18 protein-coding genes are annotated in these 20,659 nt (G+C 65.5%); 4 read left to right on the top strand and 14 right to left on the bottom strand.

The features are described 5' to 3' along the window. Positions 1 to 116: 116 nt before the first annotated feature. From AC1ZV1_RS00950 to dksA, 3 genes are read right to left on the bottom strand one after another with little or no spacing between them, the layout of a single operon-like run. Positions 117 to 749, bottom strand: a complete 633-nt coding sequence (locus tag AC1ZV1_RS00950) for a DUF1826 domain-containing protein (protein WP_484295126.1) — start codon at positions 747 to 749, stop codon at positions 117 to 119. Continuing rightward, on the bottom strand, positions 749 to 1,951 hold the full coding sequence (gene zigA, locus AC1ZV1_RS00945; RefSeq protein ID WP_484295125.1) for a zinc metallochaperone GTPase ZigA: 1,203 nt from the start codon (positions 1,949 to 1,951) through the stop codon (positions 749 to 751). The genes AC1ZV1_RS00950 and zigA overlap by 1 nt, the downstream gene beginning before the upstream one ends. A 31-nt stretch (positions 1,952 to 1,982) precedes the next feature. Next, positions 1,983 to 2,387 carry an RNA polymerase-binding protein DksA gene (dksA, locus tag AC1ZV1_RS00940; protein WP_484295124.1) on the bottom strand — a complete coding sequence of 135 codons (405 nt, stop codon included), beginning with the start codon at positions 2,385 to 2,387 and terminating at the stop codon, positions 1,983 to 1,985. 143 nt (positions 2,388 to 2,530) lie between these two features. On the opposite strand from dksA, the gene AC1ZV1_RS00935 reads away from it, so the two are divergent. Both AC1ZV1_RS00935 and folE2 read left to right on the top strand, forming a co-directional pair. Next, positions 2,531 to 2,953 (top strand): hypothetical protein, encoded by a 423-nt coding sequence (locus AC1ZV1_RS00935; RefSeq protein WP_484295123.1) that lies wholly within the window; start codon positions 2,531 to 2,533, stop codon positions 2,951 to 2,953. A gap of 68 nt (positions 2,954 to 3,021) precedes the next feature. Then, the gene (gene folE2 / locus AC1ZV1_RS00930) at positions 3,022 to 3,909 is read left to right on the top strand and encodes a GTP cyclohydrolase FolE2 (protein ID WP_484295122.1); all 888 of its coding nucleotides are present in this window, start codon (positions 3,022 to 3,024) and stop codon (positions 3,907 to 3,909) included. Here the strand turns inward: folE2 and AC1ZV1_RS00925 are convergent. Beyond that, complete coding sequence (locus AC1ZV1_RS00925; protein WP_484295121.1) at positions 3,906 to 4,382, bottom strand: GNAT family N-acetyltransferase; 477 nt, start codon at positions 4,380 to 4,382, stop codon at positions 3,906 to 3,908. The genes folE2 and AC1ZV1_RS00925 overlap by 4 nt on opposite strands. Before the next feature lie 130 nt (positions 4,383 to 4,512). Next, the gene (gene cfaB, locus AC1ZV1_RS00920) at positions 4,513 to 5,697 is read right to left on the bottom strand and encodes a C17 cyclopropane fatty acid synthase CfaB (protein WP_484295120.1); all 1,185 of its coding nucleotides are present in this window, start codon (positions 5,695 to 5,697) and stop codon (positions 4,513 to 4,515) included. Between the two features lie 406 nt (positions 5,698 to 6,103). Between cfaB and AC1ZV1_RS00915 the strand changes: the two genes are divergently transcribed. Beyond that, positions 6,104 to 7,522, top strand: coding sequence for an MDR family MFS transporter (locus AC1ZV1_RS00915; protein ID WP_484297680.1), 1,419 nt, complete (start codon positions 6,104 to 6,106; stop codon positions 7,520 to 7,522). A gap of 13 nt (positions 7,523 to 7,535) precedes the next feature. Here the strand turns inward: AC1ZV1_RS00915 and AC1ZV1_RS00910 are convergent, their stop codons facing one another. The 8 genes from AC1ZV1_RS00910 to AC1ZV1_RS00875 form a co-directional block, all read right to left on the bottom strand. Further along, positions 7,536 to 8,840 (bottom strand): MFS family transporter, encoded by a 1,305-nt coding sequence (locus AC1ZV1_RS00910; protein WP_484295119.1) that lies wholly within the window; start codon positions 8,838 to 8,840, stop codon positions 7,536 to 7,538. Between the two features lie 505 nt (positions 8,841 to 9,345). Next, entirely contained in the window at positions 9,346 to 11,181 is a 1,836-nt protein-coding gene (gene glmS, locus AC1ZV1_RS00905; RefSeq protein WP_484295118.1) for a glutamine--fructose-6-phosphate transaminase (isomerizing), read from the bottom strand. A 15-nt stretch (positions 11,182 to 11,196) separates the two neighbouring features. Continuing rightward, complete coding sequence (locus AC1ZV1_RS00900; protein WP_484295117.1) at positions 11,197 to 11,967, bottom strand: DeoR/GlpR family DNA-binding transcription regulator; 771 nt, start codon at positions 11,965 to 11,967, stop codon at positions 11,197 to 11,199. Between the two features lie 158 nt (positions 11,968 to 12,125). Next, a complete protein-coding gene (locus tag AC1ZV1_RS00895) occupies positions 12,126 to 14,153 on the bottom strand; it encodes a GGDEF domain-containing protein (RefSeq protein ID WP_484295116.1) in 2,028 nt (675 codons plus the stop codon). After that, on the bottom strand, positions 14,150 to 15,022 hold the full coding sequence (locus tag AC1ZV1_RS00890) for an endonuclease/exonuclease/phosphatase family protein (protein WP_484295115.1): 873 nt from the start codon (positions 15,020 to 15,022) through the stop codon (positions 14,150 to 14,152). Before AC1ZV1_RS00890 ends, AC1ZV1_RS00895 begins: the two co-directional genes overlap by 4 nt. Positions 15,023 to 15,034: 12 nt before the next feature. Further along, positions 15,035 to 15,676, bottom strand: coding sequence for a thiol:disulfide interchange protein DsbA/DsbL (locus tag AC1ZV1_RS00885; RefSeq protein ID WP_484295114.1), 642 nt, complete (start codon positions 15,674 to 15,676; stop codon positions 15,035 to 15,037). Positions 15,677 to 15,844: 168 nt separating this feature from the next. Next, on the bottom strand, positions 15,845 to 16,450 hold the full coding sequence (locus tag AC1ZV1_RS00880) for a c-type cytochrome (protein ID WP_484295113.1): 606 nt from the start codon (positions 16,448 to 16,450) through the stop codon (positions 15,845 to 15,847). Positions 16,451 to 16,496: 46 nt separating this feature from the next. Continuing rightward, complete coding sequence (locus AC1ZV1_RS00875; protein WP_484295112.1) at positions 16,497 to 16,787, bottom strand: c-type cytochrome; 291 nt, start codon at positions 16,785 to 16,787, stop codon at positions 16,497 to 16,499. Positions 16,788 to 16,967: 180 nt separating this feature from the next. On the opposite strand from AC1ZV1_RS00875, the gene yihA reads away from it, so the two are divergent. Then, positions 16,968 to 17,630 carry a ribosome biogenesis GTP-binding protein YihA/YsxC gene (gene yihA / locus AC1ZV1_RS00870; protein ID WP_484295111.1) on the top strand — a complete coding sequence of 221 codons (663 nt, stop codon included), beginning with the start codon at positions 16,968 to 16,970 and terminating at the stop codon, positions 17,628 to 17,630. A gap of 277 nt (positions 17,631 to 17,907) precedes the next feature. Here yihA and polA read toward each other — a convergent pair whose 3' ends face one another. Next, on the bottom strand, positions 17,908 to 20,658 hold the full coding sequence (gene polA, locus AC1ZV1_RS00865; RefSeq protein WP_484295110.1) for a DNA polymerase I: 2,751 nt from the start codon (positions 20,656 to 20,658) through the stop codon (positions 17,908 to 17,910). Between the last annotated feature and the right edge of the window lies 1 nt (position 20,659).

Genomic DNA, 20,659 nt, shown 5'->3' with positions numbered 1-20,659 from the left:
TCGGGCTTACTGTCCCCGGGTACCTCACACCCTCCCGGCGCCCCACGCCGGACATGATCTTGGTGAATCGGGCCACTCTCCCCGGGTGGCCCATTTTTTTTGCCTGCGCGGACACCTCAGCCGAGCCAGTCGAGCGTGAGCAGCAGGCGCCGCTCACCCGGCGCCGGCAGCGGCGAGCGGTGGACGATGCCAGCACCGAGATTGCCGGCCCATTTCTCGCCCTTGAACAGCCCTACGTCGCCCGCCGCCATCTGGCGGATTTCAGCCCGGCTGACCGGTTCGGCCGCCGCATCGCCGAGCCGCGCGCGCGCCATCGCCCACTCCTCCAGCCACTGGCTGGCGGGCCCGGCGTAGGTGGTAACCAGGCGCAGTGGCACATGGTCGACGTGGAAGCGCGGGCACATCGCCTTGTCCAGGCTGCGCAGGCGCAGGCCGATGCGCCGCGCGCCGGTCAGGCAGGCGAAGGCCTCGGCCAGCCATTGCACATCGCTGCCGAACAACGTGCAGCCATCGAGCATGGCGTACTGGCGCAGCAGGTCACCCAGTTCGACGCGCTCATCGACCACCTCCAGGCTCTGCTTCAGGTCGACCGCCTGGGTGCCCAACCAGCCGGCGAAGGTAACGATCTCCGGGTACAGCGCACGTTGCCAGACGGCCAGGTTGACGTCTTCCTTGAGTACTTCGGCAAGCACCTGCGGATCGTCACCGAGCACCTGGCGCGGCCAGGCGGGCGTTTCGAGGGCGAGCATCAGGCGCCGGCCTCCCAGGGTTCGAACGGGTCGGGGAGTCGTTGCCAGGCGGTGCTGCCGGCGGCCATTTCATCATCGTCCAGCAGGCAGTGGTCCAGTTCGACGAACAGCCGCTCGACGTCCAGGTTCTGGCCGATGAACACCAGTTCCTGACGGCAATCGCCGCTGTCCTCGCGCCAGTGGCGCAGCACGCCCTGCAGCTCGGTGGTGTCCTGCGGCCAGTGCTCGCGCGGGACGAAGCGCCACCAGCGCCCGGCCAGGCCATGCCGCATCAGGCCGCCTGCCTGGGACCAGCTGCCGGCCTCGCGGTAGCGGCTGGCGAGCCAGAAGAAGCCCTTGGAGCGCAGCAGCCGGCCGTTGCTCCAGGGCTGGGCGAGGAAGTCATGGAAGCGCTGCGGGTGGAAGGGCCGGCGCGCCCGGTACACGGTGGAGGAAATGCCGTAAGCCTCGGTCTCCGGCAGGTGCTCGCCGCGCAGCTCCTTGAGCCAGCCTGGTGCCCGTTCGGCACGCTGGAAGTCGAAGCGGCCGGTGTTGAGGAGGCTCGCCAGCGGCACCTGGCCCATCACCATGGGCTGGATGTCGGCGTCAGGGTTCAGCTTGCGCAGGATCGCCAGCAACTCGTCGCGCTCGGCACTGCCGATCAGGTCGATCTTGCTCACCAGGATCACGTCGGCGAACTCCACCTGCTCCACCAGCAGGTCGCAGAGCGAGCGCTCGTCGTCCTCGCCGAGGGTTTCGCCACGCTCGGCGAGGCTGTCCTGGCCCTGGTAGTCGGCGAGGAAGTTCAACCCGTCGACCACCGTGACCAGAGTGTCCAGCCGCGCCAGATCGGACAGGCTGCGGCCCTGCTCGTCGCGGAAAGTGAAGGTCTCGGCCACCGGCAGCGGCTCGGAGATGCCAGTGGATTCGATCAGCAGGTAGTCGAAGCGACCCTCGCCGGCGAGGCGGCTGACCTCTTCCAGCAGGTCCTCGCGCAGGGTGCAGCAGATGCAGCCGTTGCTCATTTCCACCAGGCGTTCCTGGCCACGGTTGAGGCTGACATCGCGCTGCACCTCGCGGCCGTCGATGTTGATTTCGCTCATGTCGTTGACGATCACCGCGACCTTGAGATTCTCGCGGTTCTTCAGCACGTGGTTGAGCAGCGTGCTCTTGCCGGCGCCAAGGAAGCCGGACAGGACGGTAACGGGGAGTGGGGCATTCACGGGGCTGTTCAAGGGGATCATCTCCGGGGATTCAGGCTTCGCGGACGTGCAGTTCGCGCCGTTCCTGGCGCTCCTTGGCCTCGATGCACAGCGAGGCGGTGGGGCGCAGCAGCAGGCGGCGCAGGCCGATCGGTTCGCCGGTTTCCTCGCACCAGCCGTAGTCGCCCCGGGCCAGGCGCTCCAGCGCCTGGTCGATCTTGTCGAGCAGCTTCTTCTCGCGCTCCAGCAGACGCAGCTGCCACTGCCGAGACTCCTCGCGACTGGCGACATCGGCCTCGTCGCTGGCGCGCTCGGTATCCTGCAATGCCTGGAACTCCTCCTCGATGCGCCCCTGCAGTTCGTCGCGTTGCCCCAGCAGCAACGCACGGAAATAGCCCTGTTGCGCCTCGCTCATGTAGGCCTCGCCGGGCTGGGCGAGCAGTTCCTGTTCGGTCATGACCGTCTCCGGAAGGGAGTGATCTTTTATGTTATATTATAACAATGCAACTCCCTGCAATCAGAAGCCGACCACCGCGAATCGACAAGTCCGCTGCTGCCGTGCGATACCGGTATTCCGCTCCGCCCCTTCCGAGACCCCAGATGCCGCGCCGCGCCCTGCTGTCCCCTTTGCTAACACTGCTTGCGAGCCTGTGCGCCCTCGGCGCCCATGCCTCCGGACAGCTGCCGATCCCCTTCCCCGGCGAGGAACCGGCGCGCTGCGCCTGGTCGGCCAACGTGCTGGCCTGCATGGAGGATTCGGGCAGCCTCTACAGCATCGCCACGCAGGGGCGTGACACTTACCTGCGCGGCTTCAAGGCCAGCAGCGGTCGGCACTGGGCGCAGACCGGCACGCGCTACGGCAACCTGACGTTCTTCAGCGGGGTCGCCAGTGACGGGCAGATCTGGGTCGGCACCAGCCGGGGCATCGGCTGGACCAACATCAGCCGCTTCAGCAGTTCGACGGGCGACAGCGCACGCCTGAGTTGTGGGCGGGTCAGTGGCTGCAAGCAGCAGGCACGCTGACAAGCCCATTGCAGGATCGTCGCGTAGCAAATACGTTATGTTATAACAATTGCCAATCGTGACCCGCCATGACCGCCTTGCTGCCCGATATCGCCTGCCAGTCCACCCGCCTGCCCATCCCGCTCGACTGGGTCGGCATGCACGGCATCGCCGTGCCGCTGCGTATAGCCGGCGAGCGCGTCGCCGCCTTCGCCGATGCAGGCGTCAGCCTCGATGAGGCCGAGGCGCGCGGCATCCATATGTCACGGCTGTACCTGGCCCTGGAGGCGCTGGCCGACGAGGAGCTGTCACCCGCTCTGTTGCGCAGCCTGCTGGGGCAATTCCTCAAGAGCCACGCACAGCTCTCCCGGCGCGCCAGCCTGGCGCTGCGCTTCGAGTTGATGCTGCGGCGCAACGCGCTGGTCAGTCCACTGAGCGGCTGGAAGCGCTACCCCTGCGAGATCCACGCTCAGCTGGAAAACGACGTGCTGCAGCTGGAGTTGCGCCTGACGCTGGCCTACTCCTCCACCTGCCCCTGCTCCGCCGCGCTGGCGCGCCAGCTGATCCAGGAGCGCTTCGACAGCGACTTCGCCGGCCGCCCGCTGACGACCAGCGAGGTTCGCGCCTGGCTGAGGACCCCTCAGGGCATCGTCGCCACGCCGCACAGCCAGCGCAGCGAGGCTCGGCTGAGCCTGCAGTTTGACGGGGCTGCGCAGGTGTTCGCCTTCACCGAACTGATTGACCAGGCCGAAACCGCCCTCGGCACGGCGGTGCAGACGGCGGTGAAGCGCGCCGACGAACAGGCCTTCGCCCTGGCCAACGGCCAGAACCTGATGTTCTGCGAGGATGCCGCACGCCGGCTGCACCGAGCACTGATGCAGCGCGATGACGTGGCGGGCTTCGAGGTGCGAGTGGTGCATGCGGAAAGCCTGCACGCCCACGACGCGGTAGCGGTGAGCCGCTGGGTGCGCGATTAGACGCTCAGGTCAAGCGCCAGGCGAATCTGGTCACGGCACTGGATGCCATTCTCGAAGATCGGCTCGGGGTAGTGGCGAACGAAGTGATCGACGTCGATGCCAACGATGCGGAAGCCCACGCGCTGGTACAGGCCGAGCTGGGCCAGGCTGGAGTTTCCGGTGGCAATGGTCAGGCGCTGCAGTCCGGACTCGCGGGCCTGCTCGATAGCGGCCAGCAGCAGGCGCCGGCCCAGGCCTCGTTCCTGCCATTCCTCTTCCACCGCGAGGCTGGTGATCTCGCCGACGCCGGGTTCGCGCGGGGTCAGCGTGAGCACGCCGCGTACCGAATCCGCCTCATTCAACGCCAGCAGGCGAGAGTCGGGCAGGTAGCTCTCGATCTGTTCGCGGCTGGGATCGGCCTTGAGCAGGAGCGACCAGGGCGCCTGCGCGGGAGACAGTTCAACGAGGGACAGGTCGGGGAAGAAATTCACCATGATTCATCTACCAAAGAGTCAGTGGGGAAAGGGGGTTTAGCCTCCCGAGCCCCCCGATGCAAGCTTTTCTCACCACGCCACAAGCACATCGGGCCCACCAAGGCGGGCCCGATGTGCTGGCCGAAAAGGCTCAGGAGTAGATGTCGCGGCGGCTCCATGGCACTTCATGGCCACCGTCCGCCTGCGGCTTGCAGGCAAGAATCTGGTGCAGGTTGATCCAGCCCTTCTTGAAGCCGTAGGCGCAACCCGCCAGGTACAGACGCCAGATGCGCAGGGCCTGGTCCGGCACAAGTTTCGCCGCATCGGCCAGCCTCGCCTCGAGGTTGGCACTCCAGAAGTCCAGGGTGCGCGCGTAATGCAGGCGCAGCCCTTCAACGTCGACCACCTCCAGCCCCGCCTCGCTCATGCGCGCAATGGCCAGGGCCAGGTGCGGCAGCTCGCCGTGGGGGAACACGTAGCGATCGATGAAGTCGCCGGCACCGCGACCGACAGGACGGCCGTCGGTATTGCTGGAGGTAATGCCGTGGTTCATCACCAACCCACCCGGCCGCACGGCGTCGTACAGGTGCTGGAAGTAGAGACCCAGGTTGGCGTGGCCGACGTGCTCGAACATGCCGACACTGACCACCTTGTCATAACGGCCATCGCGGGGCAGATCGCGGTAGTCCAGCAACTCCAGCGTCACCTTGCCATCCAGGCCCTCGGCCTTGACCCGCTCGCGGCCAAGCTTGAGCTGTTCCTCGCTGAGGGTGATGCCGTGTACCTGCACGCCGAACTCCCGCGCGGCCAGGCGCGCCAGCCCTCCCCAGCCGCAGCCAACATCGAGCAGCGTCTCACCGGGTTTCAGGCGCAACTTGCGACAGAGGTGGCGCAGCTTGGCCAACTGGGCGGTGGCCAGGTCCTCGGTACCGGTCTCGTAGTACGCGCAGGAGTACACCATCTCCGGATCGAGCCAGAGCTGGTAGAACGCATTGGACAGGTCGTAGTGGTAATGGATGGCTTCGGCGTCGGTCGCCTTGTCGTGGCTTTCGCGCACGTAGTCGGCGTCACCCTCGTCCTCACCCAGCGCGGCGCTCAGGGCGTCGGCCGTGGCAATCACTTCCCTGATCGGCCCCTCGATGTCCATGCGGTTCTCGACGTAGGCACGACCGAGGATATCGAGGCTGGGATGGGTGATCTCGGTCAGCAGCGTGGGATCGCGAACGACGAGAGTTACCTGCGGGTCGGGGCCCAGGTCGAACGCCTGGGCTTCGCCGATGCGGATACGCAGCGGCAACTGCAGGGACAGCAACTCAGAGGGCAGATTGGCTTTCATGCAAACCTCCTGGTCACAGGGCTGAGGAACTATAGACCAGCACGTCCATAGTCTTCGTCTATGGCCTGGCCCGCGAAAAACTATCGGGCGCCGATCCCTGCAATGAATCTCAGGATTCCTTTGCAGTGGAGTACGCCCCGGCGGGTTGCGTTCCAAATAGAACTGCACGGCAAGATAGTTCGCCTGTAAAGCGTAGCAGCCGCTTCGCTGGTCATCTTTGTCAGCCCTGAGATAGAGCCTTTCCGGCTCGGTAACTATCGTGCCGGCGTGACAGATCGTCGCTGCCTTGCACTACACTGGGGCTCGCCCGCGCCCATCGGCCGGAGCACCTCTGCAGTGAAGGGGGCCTTTCTTGAATACCTTGTCCGAGCCGCGTCCAGCGGTCCGCACCGTGCTGGTCGGGCTGATGCTGGCAATCTTCCTCGGTGCGCTCGACCAGACCATCGTCGCCGTCTCCCTGCCGGCGATCTCCGCAGGCTTCGGCGATTTCAACCTGCTCGCCTGGGTCATCTCCGGCTACATGGTGGCGATGACCATCTCCATGCCGATCTACGGCAAGCTTGGCGACCTCTACGGGCGCCGCGTCCTGATGCTCTTCGCCATCGGCCTGTTCACCGTCGCGTCGCTGCTCTGCGGCGCCGCCCAGAGCATGGAGCAGCTGGTGATCGCCCGCGTCCTGCAGGGCATCGGCGCCGGCGGCATGATGTCGGTGAGCCAGGCGATCATCGGCGACATCGTCCCGCCGCGCGAACGTGGCCGCTACCAGGGCTACTTCAGCAGCATGTACGCGGTGGCGAGCATCGCCGGGCCGGTGCTGGGCGGCCTGCTCACCGAATACCTGTCGTGGCGCTGGGTGTTCCTGATCAACCTGCCGGTGGGCCTGGTTGCCCTCGCGGTGTCGCGCCAGACGCTGCGCGGCCTGCCCGTTCCGGGGCGCAAGCCGGTGATCGACTATCTCGGCACGCTGCTGATGATCGCGGGGCTGGGCAGCCTGCTGCTGGCGATCACCGAGGTGGGCCAGGGCGCACGCTGGAACGACCCGCAGATGCTCGCGCTGTTCGCCGCCGCGCTGGTGCTGATCGCTTTGTTCGTGGCACAGGAACGCCGCGCGTCGGAGCCGCTGGTGCCGATGCACCTGTTCGGCATTCGCGCCGCCACCCTCAGCTGGCTGATCAGCTTCTTCGCCAGCTTCCAGGTCATCTCGTTGTCGGTGCTGGTGCCACTGCGCTTCCAGTCGGTGACCGGCGCGGGTGCGGACAGTGCGGCGCTGCACCTGCTGCCGCTGGCCATGGGCGTGCCGATTGGTGCCTACTGCTGCGGCCGTCTCACGGCAATCATCGGCCGCTACAAGCCACAGATCGTCGGCGGTGCGCTGCTGATGCCACTGGCGATTGCCGGGCTGGCGCTGACGCCACCGAGTGCGTATTTCCTGTCCGGCATCTGCATGCTGCTGACCGGCATTGCCGCCGGCACGCAGTTCCCCACCAGCCTGGTGGCAGCGCAGAGCGCGGTGGAGACGAAACACCTGGGCGTGGCGACCAGCAACATCACGCTGTTCCGCTCGCTGGGCGGTGCGGTAGGGATTGCCCTGATGTCCGCGTTGCTGCTGGCGATGCTGCAGCCGTTGGCGGGGGAAGCGGGGCACGGGCTGTCGGCCAGCGCGCTGCTGGCCAGCCTCAGCGGAGCCGGCCACGAAGCGCAGCGGCTCACGCTGGATGGAGTTTTCGGGCACCTGTTCCTGATCAATGCAAGCTTCGGCGCCCTGGCCTTGCTGATCGCCCTGTCGTTGCCCGACCACGCGTTGCGCGGCCGGAGCAACGACTAGCGGGTTGCGCGGGTCAGTCCTCGTCGTTGAGGTAGCTGACCTTGCGCAGGTCCGGCAGCAGCAGGCAGACCAGCAGCGCCACACCGCACATGACCGAGACGTAGAGGTAGAACACCTCTTCCATGCCCATGGTCTTCAGGCCCAGGGCAGCGTACTCCGCCGAACCGCCGAAGATCGCGTTGCCCACCGCGTAGGACAGGCCCACACCCAGGGCGCGGATTTCCGGCGGGAACATCTCTGCCTTGATCAGTCCGCTGATCGAGGTGTACAGGCTGACGATGGCCATGGCCGCGATGATCAGCACAAAGGCCAGGTAGGGGCTGCTCACTGCTTTCAGCGCGGAGAGGATCGGCCAGGTGAAGATCATCCCCAGCGCGCCGAACCAGAGCATCGAAGTCTTGCGGCCGATCCGGTCGGACAGCGCGCCGAACAGCGGCTGCATGCACATGTAGCAGAACAGCGCGAAGGTCATCACGCCGCTGGCCACCTTCGGGTCCATCCCGGCGGTGTTGACCAGGTACTTCTGCATGTAGGTGGTAAAGGTGTAGAAGATCAGCGAGCCGCCGGCGGTGAAGCCGAGCACGGTGAAGAAGGCGCGCTTGTGGTGGGTGAACAGCTCGGCAAGGGTGCCCGACTCCTTGCGCTTGAGATTGGCTTCCTTGGCCGTCTCGTGCAGCGAACGGCGCAGGTAGAAGGCGATCACCGCGGTGATCGCACCGACCACGAAGGGAATCCGCCAGCCCCATTCCTTCAGTTCGTCGGTCGTCAGCAGTTGCTGCAGGATCACCACCACCAGCACCGCCAGCAACTGGCCGCCGATCAGGGTCACGTACTGGAAGGAGGCGAAAAATCCGCGCTGGCCCTTGAGCGCCACTTCGCTCATGTAGGTCGCGCTGGTGCCGTACTCGCCGCCCACGGACAAGCCCTGGAACAATCGAGCGAGCAGCAGCAGCGCCGGCGCCGCGACGCCGATGCTGGCGTAGGTCGGCATCACCGCGATCGCCAGCGAGCCGCCGCACATCATCAGCACCGAGATCATCATCGCGGTCTTGCGGCCCTTCTTGTCGGCGATGCGGCCGAACAGCCAGCCACCGATGGGACGCATCAGGAAGCCGGCGGCGAAGACCCCGGCGGTATTGAGCAGCTGCACCGTCGGATCGTCCGAGGGGAAGAACGCATGGGCGAAGTACAGCGCGGTGAAGGCGTAGACGTAGAAGTCGAACCACTCCACCAGGTTGCCCGACGAGGCGCCGACGATGGCGAGGATGCGCGAGCGGCGCTCGTGGGCGGAATACTGCGGTGCGGCAGGTGTGTTCATGGGGACTCTCTTGTCGTTGATTCTGGTCGGTACTGCTGCATCCCGTCTCGATGGACGGAAATCCTTCTGCCGTCCCGTGCCAGCGATCGACTCCAGGGAGAAGTTTTTCGGGGACACATCCAGAAACAGTATAGACATCTCCGATAGCCGGCTAACGAAATCCGCGGTTTCGACCGGCCCTTTCGGTTCGAATATCGGACACTTGTGAACGCGCGTTTGTCGTTTCCGATTGACCGGCCAGTAGCCAGCTTCTATCGTTGGCCCGCTCCCCACCCTGCGGGAGACTTGTCAGGTACCCCTCGCAGGGCCGGAGCCCGACCTTGTCCACAAGACAAGGTCGATTTCCATTCCCCTCGTGTAGCGGCCTCTGCCGCCTGGCCTCGGTGCCCCGTCCACACCCCCGGACGTGCAGGCACCGGGGGAATGTTGATTCCCCCGCCCGGTTTTTCCGCCTCCCTGAAACGAAAAAAGGCCCCCGAAGGGACCTTTTCCTGTGCGCCTGCGCTTATTCCACCGTGACGGATTTCGCCAGGTTGCGTGGCTGGTCGACGTCGGTACCCTTGAGCACGGCGACGTAGTAGGACAGCAACTGCAGCGGCACGGTGTAGAGGATCGGCGCCAGGCAGTCGTGGATCGCCGGCATGCCCACCACGTGGGTGCCCTCGCCATCGCTGATGCCGCTGCCGCCTTCGGCGAACACCACCAGTTCACCGCCACGGGCGCGGACTTCCTGCAGGTTGGACTTGAGCTTCTCCAGCAGTTCGTTGTTCGGCGCCACGGTCACCACCGGCATGTCGGCGTCGACCAGGGCCAGCGGGCCATGCTTGAGCTCGCCGGCCGGATAGGCCTCGGCGTGGATATAGGAGATCTCCTTGAGCTTCAGCGCGCCTTCCATCGCCACCGGATACTGGGCGCCACGGCCGAGGAACAGGGTGTGATGCTTCTCGGCGAACAGCTCGCTGACCTTCTCCACCACCTTGTCCATGGACAGGGCTTCTTCCAGGTGGGTCGGCAGCCGACGCAGCTCGGATACCAGCTCAGCCTCGACGCCGTCGTTCAGGCGATTCTGTACCTGGCCGATACCGAGGGTCAGCAGCAGCAGCGCGACCAGTTGGGTGGTGAAGGCCTTGGTGGAGGCCACGCCGATTTCCGGACCCGCATTGGTCAGCAGGGTCATGTCCGACTCGCGGACCAGCGAACTGGTGGCGACGTTGCAGATCGCCAGGCTGGACAGGAAGCCCAGCTCCTTGGCGTAACGCAGCGCGGCCAGGGTGTCGGCAGTCTCGCCGGACTGGGAAATGGTGACAAACAGGGAATCCGGGTGCACCGCGACCTTGCGGTAGCGGAACTCGCTGGCGACCTCGACCTGGCAGGGGATGCCGGTCAGGCTTTCCAACCAGTAACGGGCGACCATACCGGCGTGGTAGCTGGTGCCACAGGCGACGATCTGCACGGTGCGCACCTTGGCCAACAGCTCACGGGCCTGCGGGCCGAAGTTATCCACCAGCACCTGCCCGGTCCCCAGGCGGCCTTCCAGGGTGCGCTGAACCACGGCCGGCTGCTCGTGGATCTCCTTGAGCATGAAGTGGCGATAACCGCCCTTGTCGGCCGCCTCGGCGCCCTCGTGGTAGCGCACTTCCTCGCGCTGCACCGGGTTGCCGTTGACGTCCCACAGCTGAAGGCCGTCGCGGCGAATTTCAGCGATGTCGCCCTCTTCCAGGTAGATGAAGCGGTCGGTGACCTGGCGCAGCGCGAGCTGGTCGGACGCGAGGAAATTCTCGCCATGGCCCAGGCCCACCACCAGCGGACTGCCGCTGCGGGCGGCGAGGATGCGGTCAGGCTGCTTGCTGCTGATTACCGCCAGGCCATAGGCGCCGTGCAGTTCCTTCACGACGGCCTTGAGCGCGACCGTCAGGTCACCCAGCTCACCCAGGCGCAGGTGCAGCAGGTGGGCGATGACCTCGGTGTCGGTCTGCGAGGTGAACACGTAGTCGCGCGCCTTGAGCATTTCACGCAGGGGCTCGAAGTTCTCGATGATGCCGTTGTGCACGACAGCCACTTCGCCATGGGAGAAATGCGGGTGGGCGTTGGCTTCGGTCGGTGCGCCGTGGGTCGCCCAGCGGGTATGGGCAATGCCGAGGCGGCCGAGCAGCGGCTGCTCGACGATAGCCTGTTCCAGACTGGAGACCTTGCCCGCGCGACGGCGGCGGTCCAGCGCGCCGTTATTGTCGATCACCGCCACACCAGCGCTGTCGTAACCACGGTACTCCAGGCGCTTGAGGCCTTCGACGAGGATCGGGGTGATATTGCGCTCGGCGATGGCGCCTACGATTCCACACATGGCTTGGGTCTCCTGTCAGTCTTCGCAGCGCGCGCGGATTACTTTCACGCCGCGCGCCTGGATCAGTTCGAACGCGTCATCACTCAGGCGTTCGTCGGTAATCAGGGTCTGGACGCTGCTCCAGGGCAACTCCAGATTGGGAATGCGTCGGCCCAGTTTGTCGGACTCGGCCATGACGATCACCTCGCGTGCGACCTCGGCCATGACCCGGCTCAGGCCCAGCAGTTCGTTGAAGGTCGTGGTGCCGCGCTCCATGTCCAGTCCGGTGGCACCAATGAACAGCTGATCGAAATCGTAGGAGCGCAGAACCTGTTCGGCCACCTGACCCTGGAATGATTCCGAGTGCGGGTCCCAGGTGCCGCCGGTCATCAGCAACACCGGTTCGCACTCCAGCTCGCGCAGCGCATTGGCGACGCTCAGGGAATTGGTCATCACCACCAGGCCGCGCTTGCGGCCCAGCTCCGGGATCAGCGCAGCGGTGGTGCTGCCGCTGTCGATGATGATCCGCGCATGTTCGCGGATGCACGCTGCGGCCGCCCGGCCAATGGCCTGCTTGTAGCGCGACAGCGGCTGGCTCGGCTCGGCAATCAGCTCATGGGGCATCGGAACCGCGCCACCGTAACGGCGCAGCAGCAGGCCGTTGCCTTCCAGGGCGGCCAGGTCCTTGCGGATGGTCACCTCGGAGGTGGCGAAGCGGCGTGCGAGATCGTCCACGCTGACTTCGCCCTGCTCGGCGAGCAGCGCCAGGATGTCGTGGCGGCGTTGGGGAGTGTTGCGTTTCGACATGAACGACTAAGTTTCGATTCGAAAGAAAAGTGTGCGAATCAAAACCTATGTTCTTTCGGTCGTCAAGAGTTTCCGATCGAAATGAAATGCCTTCCTAGCGGAGCGGCCCATTCCGCTGGTCGCGCGCCTGCCGCCCTCCCGCAGGTCGAGACGCGTCGTCAGTCAGCTTCGAGACGATTGCGTCCCCCGCGCTTGGCGCGGTACAACGCCTGGTCGGCGCGCTCGAAAGCTGCTTCGGCAAGTTCTCCTTCGCGGAAGGCCGTCAGGCCCGCCGAACAGGTGATGCTCAGACGCTCGCCCTTGAAATGGAACGGGCAGGCTTCGATGGCGCCGCGCAGTACCTCGAGCAGCTGCTGCCCGCCTTCCATCGGCGTGGCCGGCAGCAGCACGACGAACTCCTCGCCGCCGTAACGGGCGATGAAGTCGGTCTTGCGCACCCGCTTGGCCAGTTCGTTGGCGATGATCTTCAGAACCTTGTCCCCGGCCAGGTGACCGAAGTCGTCGTTGATCCGCTTGAAGTGGTCGACATCCAGCACCGCCAGCAACAGGTCGCCGCCGTAGCGCTGCCAGCGCGCGACTTCCAGGTCCAGCCGCTCGCTCAGGGCGGCACGGTTGGGCAGGCCGGTCAGGGCATCGGTCATGGCCTTCTGGCGCTGGTCCTCGATGTTCGCCTGGAAGGTGCGGGCCTCTTCTTCCATGCTGGCGACGCGGGTCACCAGCGACTGGATGCGCTCGCCCACCTCGCGTTCACGCACTTCGCGCTCCTCGCGGAAGCGGTCCATGGTGCCGACCAGGCCCTGCAGGCGCGACTCGACGTTGCGCTTGAGGCCCTCCAGATCGGTGGCCTCCAGCACGCTGTCCTTCAGGCCGCTGACCTGCTCGCGCAGGGTATCGTCCAGATCACGGGCGCTGGAACTGGAGCCGCTGTGGCTCTCCTGGACGACCTGCAGGCCGTCGAGGAAAGCGCCCAGGCGTTCGTTGAGTTGATGCAGGTAGCCCTCGAACTCGCGCTGGCCACTGTCGTTGAGCGACAGCACCAGCACGCCCAGGTCATCCAGCACCGGCACCAGTTCGTACCAGTTGAGGCTGCCGTGGATGCGCGAGCGCAACGCCTCGGCCTGGACCTGCTGGGCCGCGGGTAGGTGCATTTCGTCCAGCAGGCGCAGCAGGCTCGCCTCGATGTGCGGCGCCACGGCGCTGTAGCCAGGCTCCGGACGTGGCGGCAGGGCATAGGGGTCGCTGGCATGGCGCGCGTCGTCGGGCGTGCCGAACAGGCCCGGCGGCACCGGCAGGCTGTCAAGTAGCGCGGAGTCGTCGTGGCCAGCTGGCTCTGCAAGGCCAGCCTGGGCAACGGATTCCGACACGGCGATCGATTCCGTTCGCTCGACCGGAAAGGGCGCCGCCACGCTGTCGGGCGCTGTCATAGGAACGTCAGATTCAGCCCGGGCCACCGGCTGAGCCGCGCGCTCAGCTACGGCGGCGACGGCCAGTGCAGGTGCAGGTGCAGGTGCAGGTGCAGGTGCAGGTGCAGGTGCAGGTGCAACGGATTGGGTCTCGGCAGGCAGCGGTGAGTCCAGCACCTCTGCCACCAGGGGTTCGGCATCCGCCGTGTCGACGGGCGCGCCAAGTGCCGCTTCCGCCTCGTCCGTCGCATCGTTCTCGCGACTACCGAACAGCCGCTGCAGGAAGCCGGGGCGCTGTTCACCGCCGCCATCGCCGAAATGGTCCAGTACCTGCCGCTGCAGACGGCTCAGCTCGGCCAGCAACGCCGGCAGCTCGCGGGAGGAACTGCCGCGGCTGGGGATGTCCTTGGCCAGGCGCTTGAGCGGCTTGCGCACGTCGCCCGGCATGTCCAGGGACAGCAGTTGCTGGGACAGCTGGCTGAGTGCTGCAACGTTCTGCTCGATGCGCTGCTGGCGCCGTTGCTCGGAATCAAGCACGGCCTTCTCCAGCTGGGGTATCAGGCGCGACAGGCCGGCGTCCATGTCGTCACGGCGCAGCACCTCGCGCAGCTCCTTCATGCAGGCGTCCACCGCCTTGTCGCTGCCTTCAGCGGCCAGACTGCTGCGCACCAGGCCGCGACGCAGCAGGTCGAGGCGGGCGTCCCAGCGGCGCTCGAGCTTTTCCTGCTGCTCGAGGTTGTCCAGGTATTTCTGCTTCCAGCGTTGGTCGTCGTCGCGACTCATTCAGGGGCCTCGCCGCGCAAGGCGAGCGACGAGGACGAACGCAGGGCATCCGGCAGGCGGATTTCCACGGCCACGGGCAGGTGGTCGGAAATCGGGTGCGGGAGGACACTGACGCGTTCCAGCGCCAGCTCGGAACTGAGCAGGATGTGGTCCAGGCAGCGCTGCGGGCGCCAGCTGGGGAATGTCGCTTCGACCTGCGGGGCAATGAGCTGGAGATCGCGCAATGGCGAACTTTCCAGCAGGTCGGTGGCATGGGTGTTCATGTCGCCCATCAGCACGTGGTGGCGGTAGTCCTGCAGCAGCTCGCGAATATAGGCGAGTTGGCGGGTGCGGGTCCGCGCGCCGAGGGCCAGGTGCATCATCACCACGGCCAGCGCGTCCTTGCCTTCGCCAAAGCGCATGAGGATCGCGCCGCGACCGGGCGGGCCGGGCAACGGGTGGTCTTCCAGGGCGGTGGGCTGCAGACGGCTGAGCAGACCGTTGCTGTGCTGGGCGATGCGCCCGAGATTGCGATTGAGCTGCTGGTACCAGTAGGGGAAGGCACCGAGCTGGGCGAGGTGTTCGACCTGGTTGATGTTGCCGGAGCGGATACTGCCGCCGTCGGCTTCCTGCAGGGCGACCACGTCGTAGTCGTGGAGCAGCTCGCCGATGCGCTGCAGGTTGGTGGCGCGCCCGGCGGCCGGCAGCAGGTGCTGCCAGCCGCGGGTCAGGTAGTGGCGGTACCTCTCGGTACTGATGCCGACCTGGATGTTGAAGCTGAGCAGGCGGAGCCGGCCGTCGTCGGGCAGGCCGGCGGGTGTCCCATGGGCGTCATTCACCCGCGGGATGCAGGCTCCTGCGACACGATCACGAGTCCGCCGGCGCAGCATCGTCGTCGGGCCTTATTGAGCGGCCTTGGCGTCGGCGCGTTCCTTGGCGATCAGCTGGTCAGCCAGCTGCAGCGCCTCGTCCGGGCCACCGGCCGAGCCGATGTCGAAGCGGTACTTGCCATTGACCACCAGGGTCGGCACGCCGCTGATCTGGTAGGCCATCGCCAGTTTCTTGGCCTTCTCGATCTGGCCCTTGATGGCGAAGGAGTTGTAGGTGCTGAGGAACTTGTCCTTGTCCACGCCCTGCTCGGCGACGAAGTCAGCCATCTCTTCCGGCGTGGTCAGGGCCTTCGGGTTGTTATGCAGTTTCTCGAAGATCGAGTGGTGCACCTTCTTTTCCACGCCCATGGATTCCAGGGTCAGGAACAGCTGACCGTGGATGTTCCACAGGCCGCCGAACATGGCCGGGATACGCACGAAGTGAACGTCGGCCGGCAGCTTCTCGACCCACGGATTGATGGTCGGTTCGAAAGCATAGCAGTGCGGGCAGCCGTACCAGAACAGCTCCACCACCTCGATCTTGCCGGGCTGGGAGACCGGGACGGCCTGGTTCAGCTCGGTGTAGTTCTTGCCCGCTTCGAAGTCGGCGGCGTTCGCATTCAGGGCGAACAGGCCGGCGAAGGCAAGAGCGGCGGTGAAAATCAGGTTACGCATGGTTCACTCCTTGGCTGAGCGGAACCGCCACGCTACGGCGCGGCGGGATGAAGCGGTTTGACCGGAGGGGCCGGACACGGTTCCAGCATTGTAGTGGGGGCGGATGCAAAAAAGGGCGGCCTAAGCCACCCTTTTTTCGATCAGGCGTTTCCGCCCGCGCCAGGCCGCTTAGTGCAGGCCTTCGATGTAGCTGGAGATCGCGGCGATGTCCTTGTTGGACAGCTTGCCGGCGATGCTGCGCATGATCATGGCGTCGCCGTCGTTGGTGCGCTCACCTTCGCGGAAGGCGGTCAGCTGCTTGGCGGTGTACGCGGCGTGCTGGCCACCCAGGTGCGGGAAGCCGGCTTCGGCGTTGCCCTGGCCTGCCGGGTTGTGGCAGCCGGTGCAGGCCGGCATGCCTTCGGCGAGCTTGCCGCCACGGAACAGGGCTTCACCCTGGGCGACCAGCTTGGGATCGGCGGCGCCGACGCTGCCGTTCTGGCTGGAGAAGTAGGCGGCGATGTCTGCCAGGTCCTCATCGCTGAGGTTGGTCAGCAGACCGGTCATTTCCAGCACGGTACGCTTGCCGTCCTTGATGTCGTGCATCTGCTTGAGCAGGTAGCGCTCACCCTGCCCGGCCAGTTTCGGGAAGTTGGGCGCCATGCTGTTGCCATCGGCGCCGTGGCAGGCACCACAGACAGCAGCTTTCGCCTGACCGGCCTTGGCATCGCCAGCGGCGTGCGCCACACCGACAAGACCCAGGGTCAACAGCAGACTCACGATCAATTTGTTCATCAGCTAATCCAATAACGGCTAAGGGTGAAAGAGTTAGGCCTGGGAGTTACTTCGACATCCACCGGATAATTGTCTGGTAATCCTCGGCGCTGCAGTCGGTGCACAGGCCGCGAGGCGGCATCGCGTTGAAACCGTTGGTCACATGTTGCACCAGCGTGTCCATGCCCTTGTCCAGGCGTGGCTTCCAAGCGGTGGCGTCGCCCTTCTTCGGCGCCATTGGCAACTGACCATTGTGGCAGGCGCCACAGGCTCTGTTGAAAACGGCTTCCGGATCCTGGGCCGCCAGGGCGCTGGACGCCAGCGCGGCAACGATGGCTGCGAACAGCAGTTTCTTCATGATTATCCTCATCGCAGGGAACATCCGCGTTCTTGATTGCGCGGACTCCAACGTTCCCGTGTGGCTCGACCCTGGGGGATAAAGCGCACACAAAATCCGCGGCATTATATACTTCAGATGCCCAAACGGAAACGAAACCGCCCCCCGCGACACCGCGTCGCACCCGCCGCGAAGTTACCCATGTCCTCTAAGAACGCTACGAAAAACCCGATTCTCGGCCTCTGCCAACAGGCCACTTTCCTCATCTCCGCCGCCAAGGTGAACCAGTGCCCGGAAGACTCCGGACTGGAAGTCGCCTTCGCCGGCCGCTCCAACGCGGGCAAGTCCAGCGCGTTGAATGCGCTGACCCACGCGAACCTGGCACGTACCTCCAAGACCCCCGGTCGCACCCAGTTGCTGAACTTCTTCCGCCTGGATGACGAACGCCGCCTGGTCGACCTGCCCGGCTACGGCTATGCCAAGGTGCCGATTCCGCTGAAGCTGCACTGGCAGCAGCACCTGGAAGCTTATCTCTCCAGCCGCAATGCGCTAGCCGGCGTGGTGCTGTTGATGGATATCCGTCATCCGCTGACCGATTTCGACCGCCTGATGCTCGACTGGGCCCAGGCCAGCCAGTTGCCGATTCACGTGCTGCTGACCAAGGCCGACAAGCTGGCCTACGGTGCGGCGAAGAACGCGCTGCTCAAGACCCGCAAGGAAATCCTCGACGGCTGGGGCGATGTCGCCACCCTGCAGCTGTTCTCGGCGCCCAAGCGCCAGGGTGTCGAAGAGGCGCAGATGGTCCTCGCCGGTTGGCTGGGGCTGCTGGACGAGGAAGAAGAGGAAGCCGGCGAGGAGGCCTGAGGCCGAATCGCGGGCAAAAAAAACCCCGAGCTTCGTATGGGGAGGGGGAAGTTCGGGGTTTAAGTCCGGACCGCTAGGGCGGGGTCCAGGAATCTGCCAACACTAAACACTGCAAAGGAGCATCGAAGGGCTTCACCAGCCATTCACGAGTTCTGACTCGGCTCCCTGCGGGAAAGTTCAGCACGTCACAAAAGATTTTTTCGGCCCACCGCGGAAGCGCCAGAGCAACTGCGCCAGAAGGCCCGCCTGGCGGGCCTTCCGACCGTTCGTCCAGTCGTCAGTGCGCCTCATCCCAGTTCGCGCCGACACCGGCCTCGACGACCAACGGTACGTCCAGCTGTGCCGCGCCACTCATCAGCGGCCGAATGCCATCACGGACCTGATCGACCAGGTCCTCACGTACTTCCAGCACCAGTTCGTCGTGTACCTGGAGGATGACGCGGGCGTCGATTCGGCTTTCCTGCAGCCAGTTATCCACAGCCACCATCGCGCGCTTCATGATGTCCGCGGCCGTGCCCTGCATCGGTGCGTTGATCGCCGTACGCTCGGCGGCCTTGCGCATGGCGCCGTTCTTCGAGGCAATTTCCGGCAGATAGAGGCGCCGGCCGAACAGGGTTTCGACGAAGCCCTGCTCGGCGGCCTGGGCGCGGGTGCGCTCCATGTAGGCCAGCACGCCCGGGTAGCGGGCGAAATAGCGATCGATATAGGCCTGGGCCTCCTTGCGCTCGACACCGATCTGCTTGGCCAGGCCAAAGGCGCTCATGCCATAGATCAGGCCGAAGTTGATCGCCTTGGCGCTGCGACGCTGATCGGACGTCACGTCTTCCAGCGCCACGCCGAAGACTTCGGCGGCGGTGGCCCGGTGCACGTCACGGTCGTGGCGGAAGGCGTCCAGCAGGCCTTCATCCTTGGCCAGGTGGGCCATGATGCGCAGCTCGATCTGCGAATAATCCGCCGCCAGCAGCTTGTAGCCCTTGGGCGCGACGAAGGCCTGGCGAATGCGGCGGCCCTCCGCAGTGCGGATCGGAATGTTCTGCAGGTTCGGGTCGCTGGAGGACAGACGGCCGGTCGCCGCCACTGCCTGGTGGTAGCTGGTGTGGATGCGCCCGGTGCGCGGGTTGATCTGCTCCGGCAGCTTGTCGGTGTAGGTGCTCTTGAGCTTGCTCATGGAGCGGTACTGCATGATCACCTTGGGCAGCTCGTAATCCTGCTCGGCCAGCTCGGCGAGGACGTTCTCGGCGGTGGACGGCTGGCCGGTGGCGGTCTTCGACAGCACCGGCAGGCCGAGCTTTTCATACAGGATGGCGCCCAGTTGCTTGGGCGAACCGAGGTTGAACTCCTCGCCCGCCAGGTCATAGGCCTGGCGCTGCAGCTCGACCATCTTCTCGCCCAGCTCGACACTCTGCTTGCCCAGCAGGTTGGCGTCGACCAGCGCGCCGTTGCGCTCGATGCGCGCCAGCACCGGCACCAGCGGCATCTCGATCTCGGTCAGCACCCTGGCCAGGGACGGGATGGCTTCCAGCTTCTGCCACAGGGTCTGGTGCAGGCGCAGGGTGACATCGGCGTCTTCAGCCGCATAGGGGCCGGCCTGTTCCAGGGCGATCTGGTCGAAGGTCAGCTGCTTGGCGCCCTTGCCGGCGATATCCTCGAAGCGGATGGTGCTGTGGCCCAGGTACTTGAGTGCCAGGCTGTCCATGTCGTGACGGGTCGCGGTGGAGTCCAGCACGTAGGATTCGAGCATGGTGTCGTAGGCGATGCCCTGCACGGAGATAGGCGTCGAGGCGTTGGCCAGAACGTTCATGTCGTACTTGGCATGCTGACCGACCTTGCGTTTCGTCGGATCTTCCAGCAGCGGCTTGAGCGACGTGAGCACCGCGTCGCGGTCCAGCTGCGCCGGCACGCCCATATAGCTGTGGGCCAGCGGCACGTAGGCGGCCTCGCCCTCCTTCACCGCGAAGGACACGCCCACCACTTGCGCCTGCTGCGGGTCAAGGCTGGTGGTCTCGGTGTCAAAGGCGATCAGGTCGGCGGCTTCCAGCTTCTTCAGCCAGGCATCGAAATGCGCTTGTTCCAGAACGATGTCGTACAGCTTCTCTGCCGCAGCAGCCGGGGCTTCCTCCAGTACCAGCTGCGGGCTGCCGGCCTTGGCCGCCTGGCGTTGCAGATCATCCAGCCCGGACTTGAATTCCAGGGTGCGATACAGCTCGGCCAGAGCCTCGCGGTCCGGCTCGCCGGGGTGCAGGGCATCGATCTCGATGTTCAGTTCGACATCGCACTTGATGGTGGCGAGCTTGTAGGACAGGTAGGCCATGTCCTTGTGCTCTTCGAGCTTGGCCGGCAGGCCCTTGGCGCCGCGGATCGGCAGTTCGGGCACCTTGTTCAGGCTGGCGTACAGCACATCCAGGCCGCCACCGACACCGGTGAGCAGGCCCAGGGCGGTCTTCTCACCGACACCGGGCACCCCGGGAATGTTGTCGACCTTGTCGCCCATCAGCGCCAGGTAATCGATGATCAGCTCAGGACCGACACCGAATTTCTCCTTAACGCCATCCACGTCGAGCGCGCTACCGGTCATCGTGTTGACCAGCGTAATGTGCCCGTCGACCAGTTGTGCCATGTCCTTGTCGCCGGTGGAGATCACCACTGCTCGGCCTCCAGCCGCGCTCTGCCGGGCCAGGGTGCCGATCACGTCATCCGCTTCCACGCCTTCCACGCACAGCAGCGGCAGGCCGAGGGCGCGCACGGTGGCGTGCAGCGGCTCGACCTGCACGCGCAGGTCGTCCGGCATCGAGGGTCGATTGGCCTTGTACTCGGCGAACATCTCGTCACGGAAGGTCCCGCCCTTGGCATCGAAGACCACCGCGAAGGGGCTGTCCGGGTATTGCTTGCGCAGGCTCTTGAGCATGTTCAGCACGCCCTTCACCGCTCCCGTGGGCATGCCGGTGGACGTCATCAGCGGCGGCAGGGCATGGAAAGCGCGATACAGGTAGGACGAGCCGTCCACGAGGACGAGGGGTGCTTGGCTCATG

The organism is Pseudomonas sp. BB438 (assembly GCF_057180225.1).
This window is presented reverse-complemented; position numbering and strand designations above follow the sequence as displayed.

Coding starts and splice junctions, on each gene's coding strand:
- AC1ZV1_RS00950 (WP_484295126.1), bottom strand. CDS start 749: ATGCTCGCCCTCGAAACGCCCGCCTGGCCGCGCCAGGTGCTCGGTGAC.
- dksA (WP_484295124.1), bottom strand. CDS start 2,387: ATGACCGAACAGGAACTGCTCGCCCAGCCCGGCGAGGCCTACATGAGC.
- AC1ZV1_RS00935 (WP_484295123.1), top strand. CDS start 2,531: ATGCCGCGCCGCGCCCTGCTGTCCCCTTTGCTAACACTGCTTGCGAGC.
- folE2 (WP_484295122.1), top strand. CDS start 3,022: ATGACCGCCTTGCTGCCCGATATCGCCTGCCAGTCCACCCGCCTGCCC.
- AC1ZV1_RS00925 (WP_484295121.1), bottom strand. CDS start 4,382: ATGGTGAATTTCTTCCCCGACCTGTCCCTCGTTGAACTGTCTCCCGCG.
- cfaB (WP_484295120.1), bottom strand. CDS start 5,697: ATGAAAGCCAATCTGCCCTCTGAGTTGCTGTCCCTGCAGTTGCCGCTG.
- AC1ZV1_RS00915 (WP_484297680.1), top strand. CDS start 6,104: ATGCTGGCAATCTTCCTCGGTGCGCTCGACCAGACCATCGTCGCCGTC.
- AC1ZV1_RS00910 (WP_484295119.1), bottom strand. CDS start 8,840: ATGAACACACCTGCCGCACCGCAGTATTCCGCCCACGAGCGCCGCTCG.
- glmS (WP_484295118.1), bottom strand. CDS start 11,181: ATGTGTGGAATCGTAGGCGCCATCGCCGAGCGCAATATCACCCCGATC.
- AC1ZV1_RS00900 (WP_484295117.1), bottom strand. CDS start 11,967: ATGTCGAAACGCAACACTCCCCAACGCCGCCACGACATCCTGGCGCTG.
- AC1ZV1_RS00895 (WP_484295116.1), bottom strand. CDS start 14,153: ATGAGTCGCGACGACGACCAACGCTGGAAGCAGAAATACCTGGACAAC.
- AC1ZV1_RS00890 (WP_484295115.1), bottom strand. CDS start 15,022: ATGCTGCGCCGGCGGACTCGTGATCGTGTCGCAGGAGCCTGCATCCCG.
- AC1ZV1_RS00885 (WP_484295114.1), bottom strand. CDS start 15,676: ATGCGTAACCTGATTTTCACCGCCGCTCTTGCCTTCGCCGGCCTGTTC.
- AC1ZV1_RS00880 (WP_484295113.1), bottom strand. CDS start 16,450: ATGAACAAATTGATCGTGAGTCTGCTGTTGACCCTGGGTCTTGTCGGT.
- AC1ZV1_RS00875 (WP_484295112.1), bottom strand. CDS start 16,787: ATGAAGAAACTGCTGTTCGCAGCCATCGTTGCCGCGCTGGCGTCCAGC.
- yihA (WP_484295111.1), top strand. CDS start 16,968: ATGTCCTCTAAGAACGCTACGAAAAACCCGATTCTCGGCCTCTGCCAA.
- polA (WP_484295110.1), bottom strand. CDS start 20,658: ATGAGCCAAGCACCCCTCGTCCTCGTGGACGGCTCGTCCTACCTGTAT.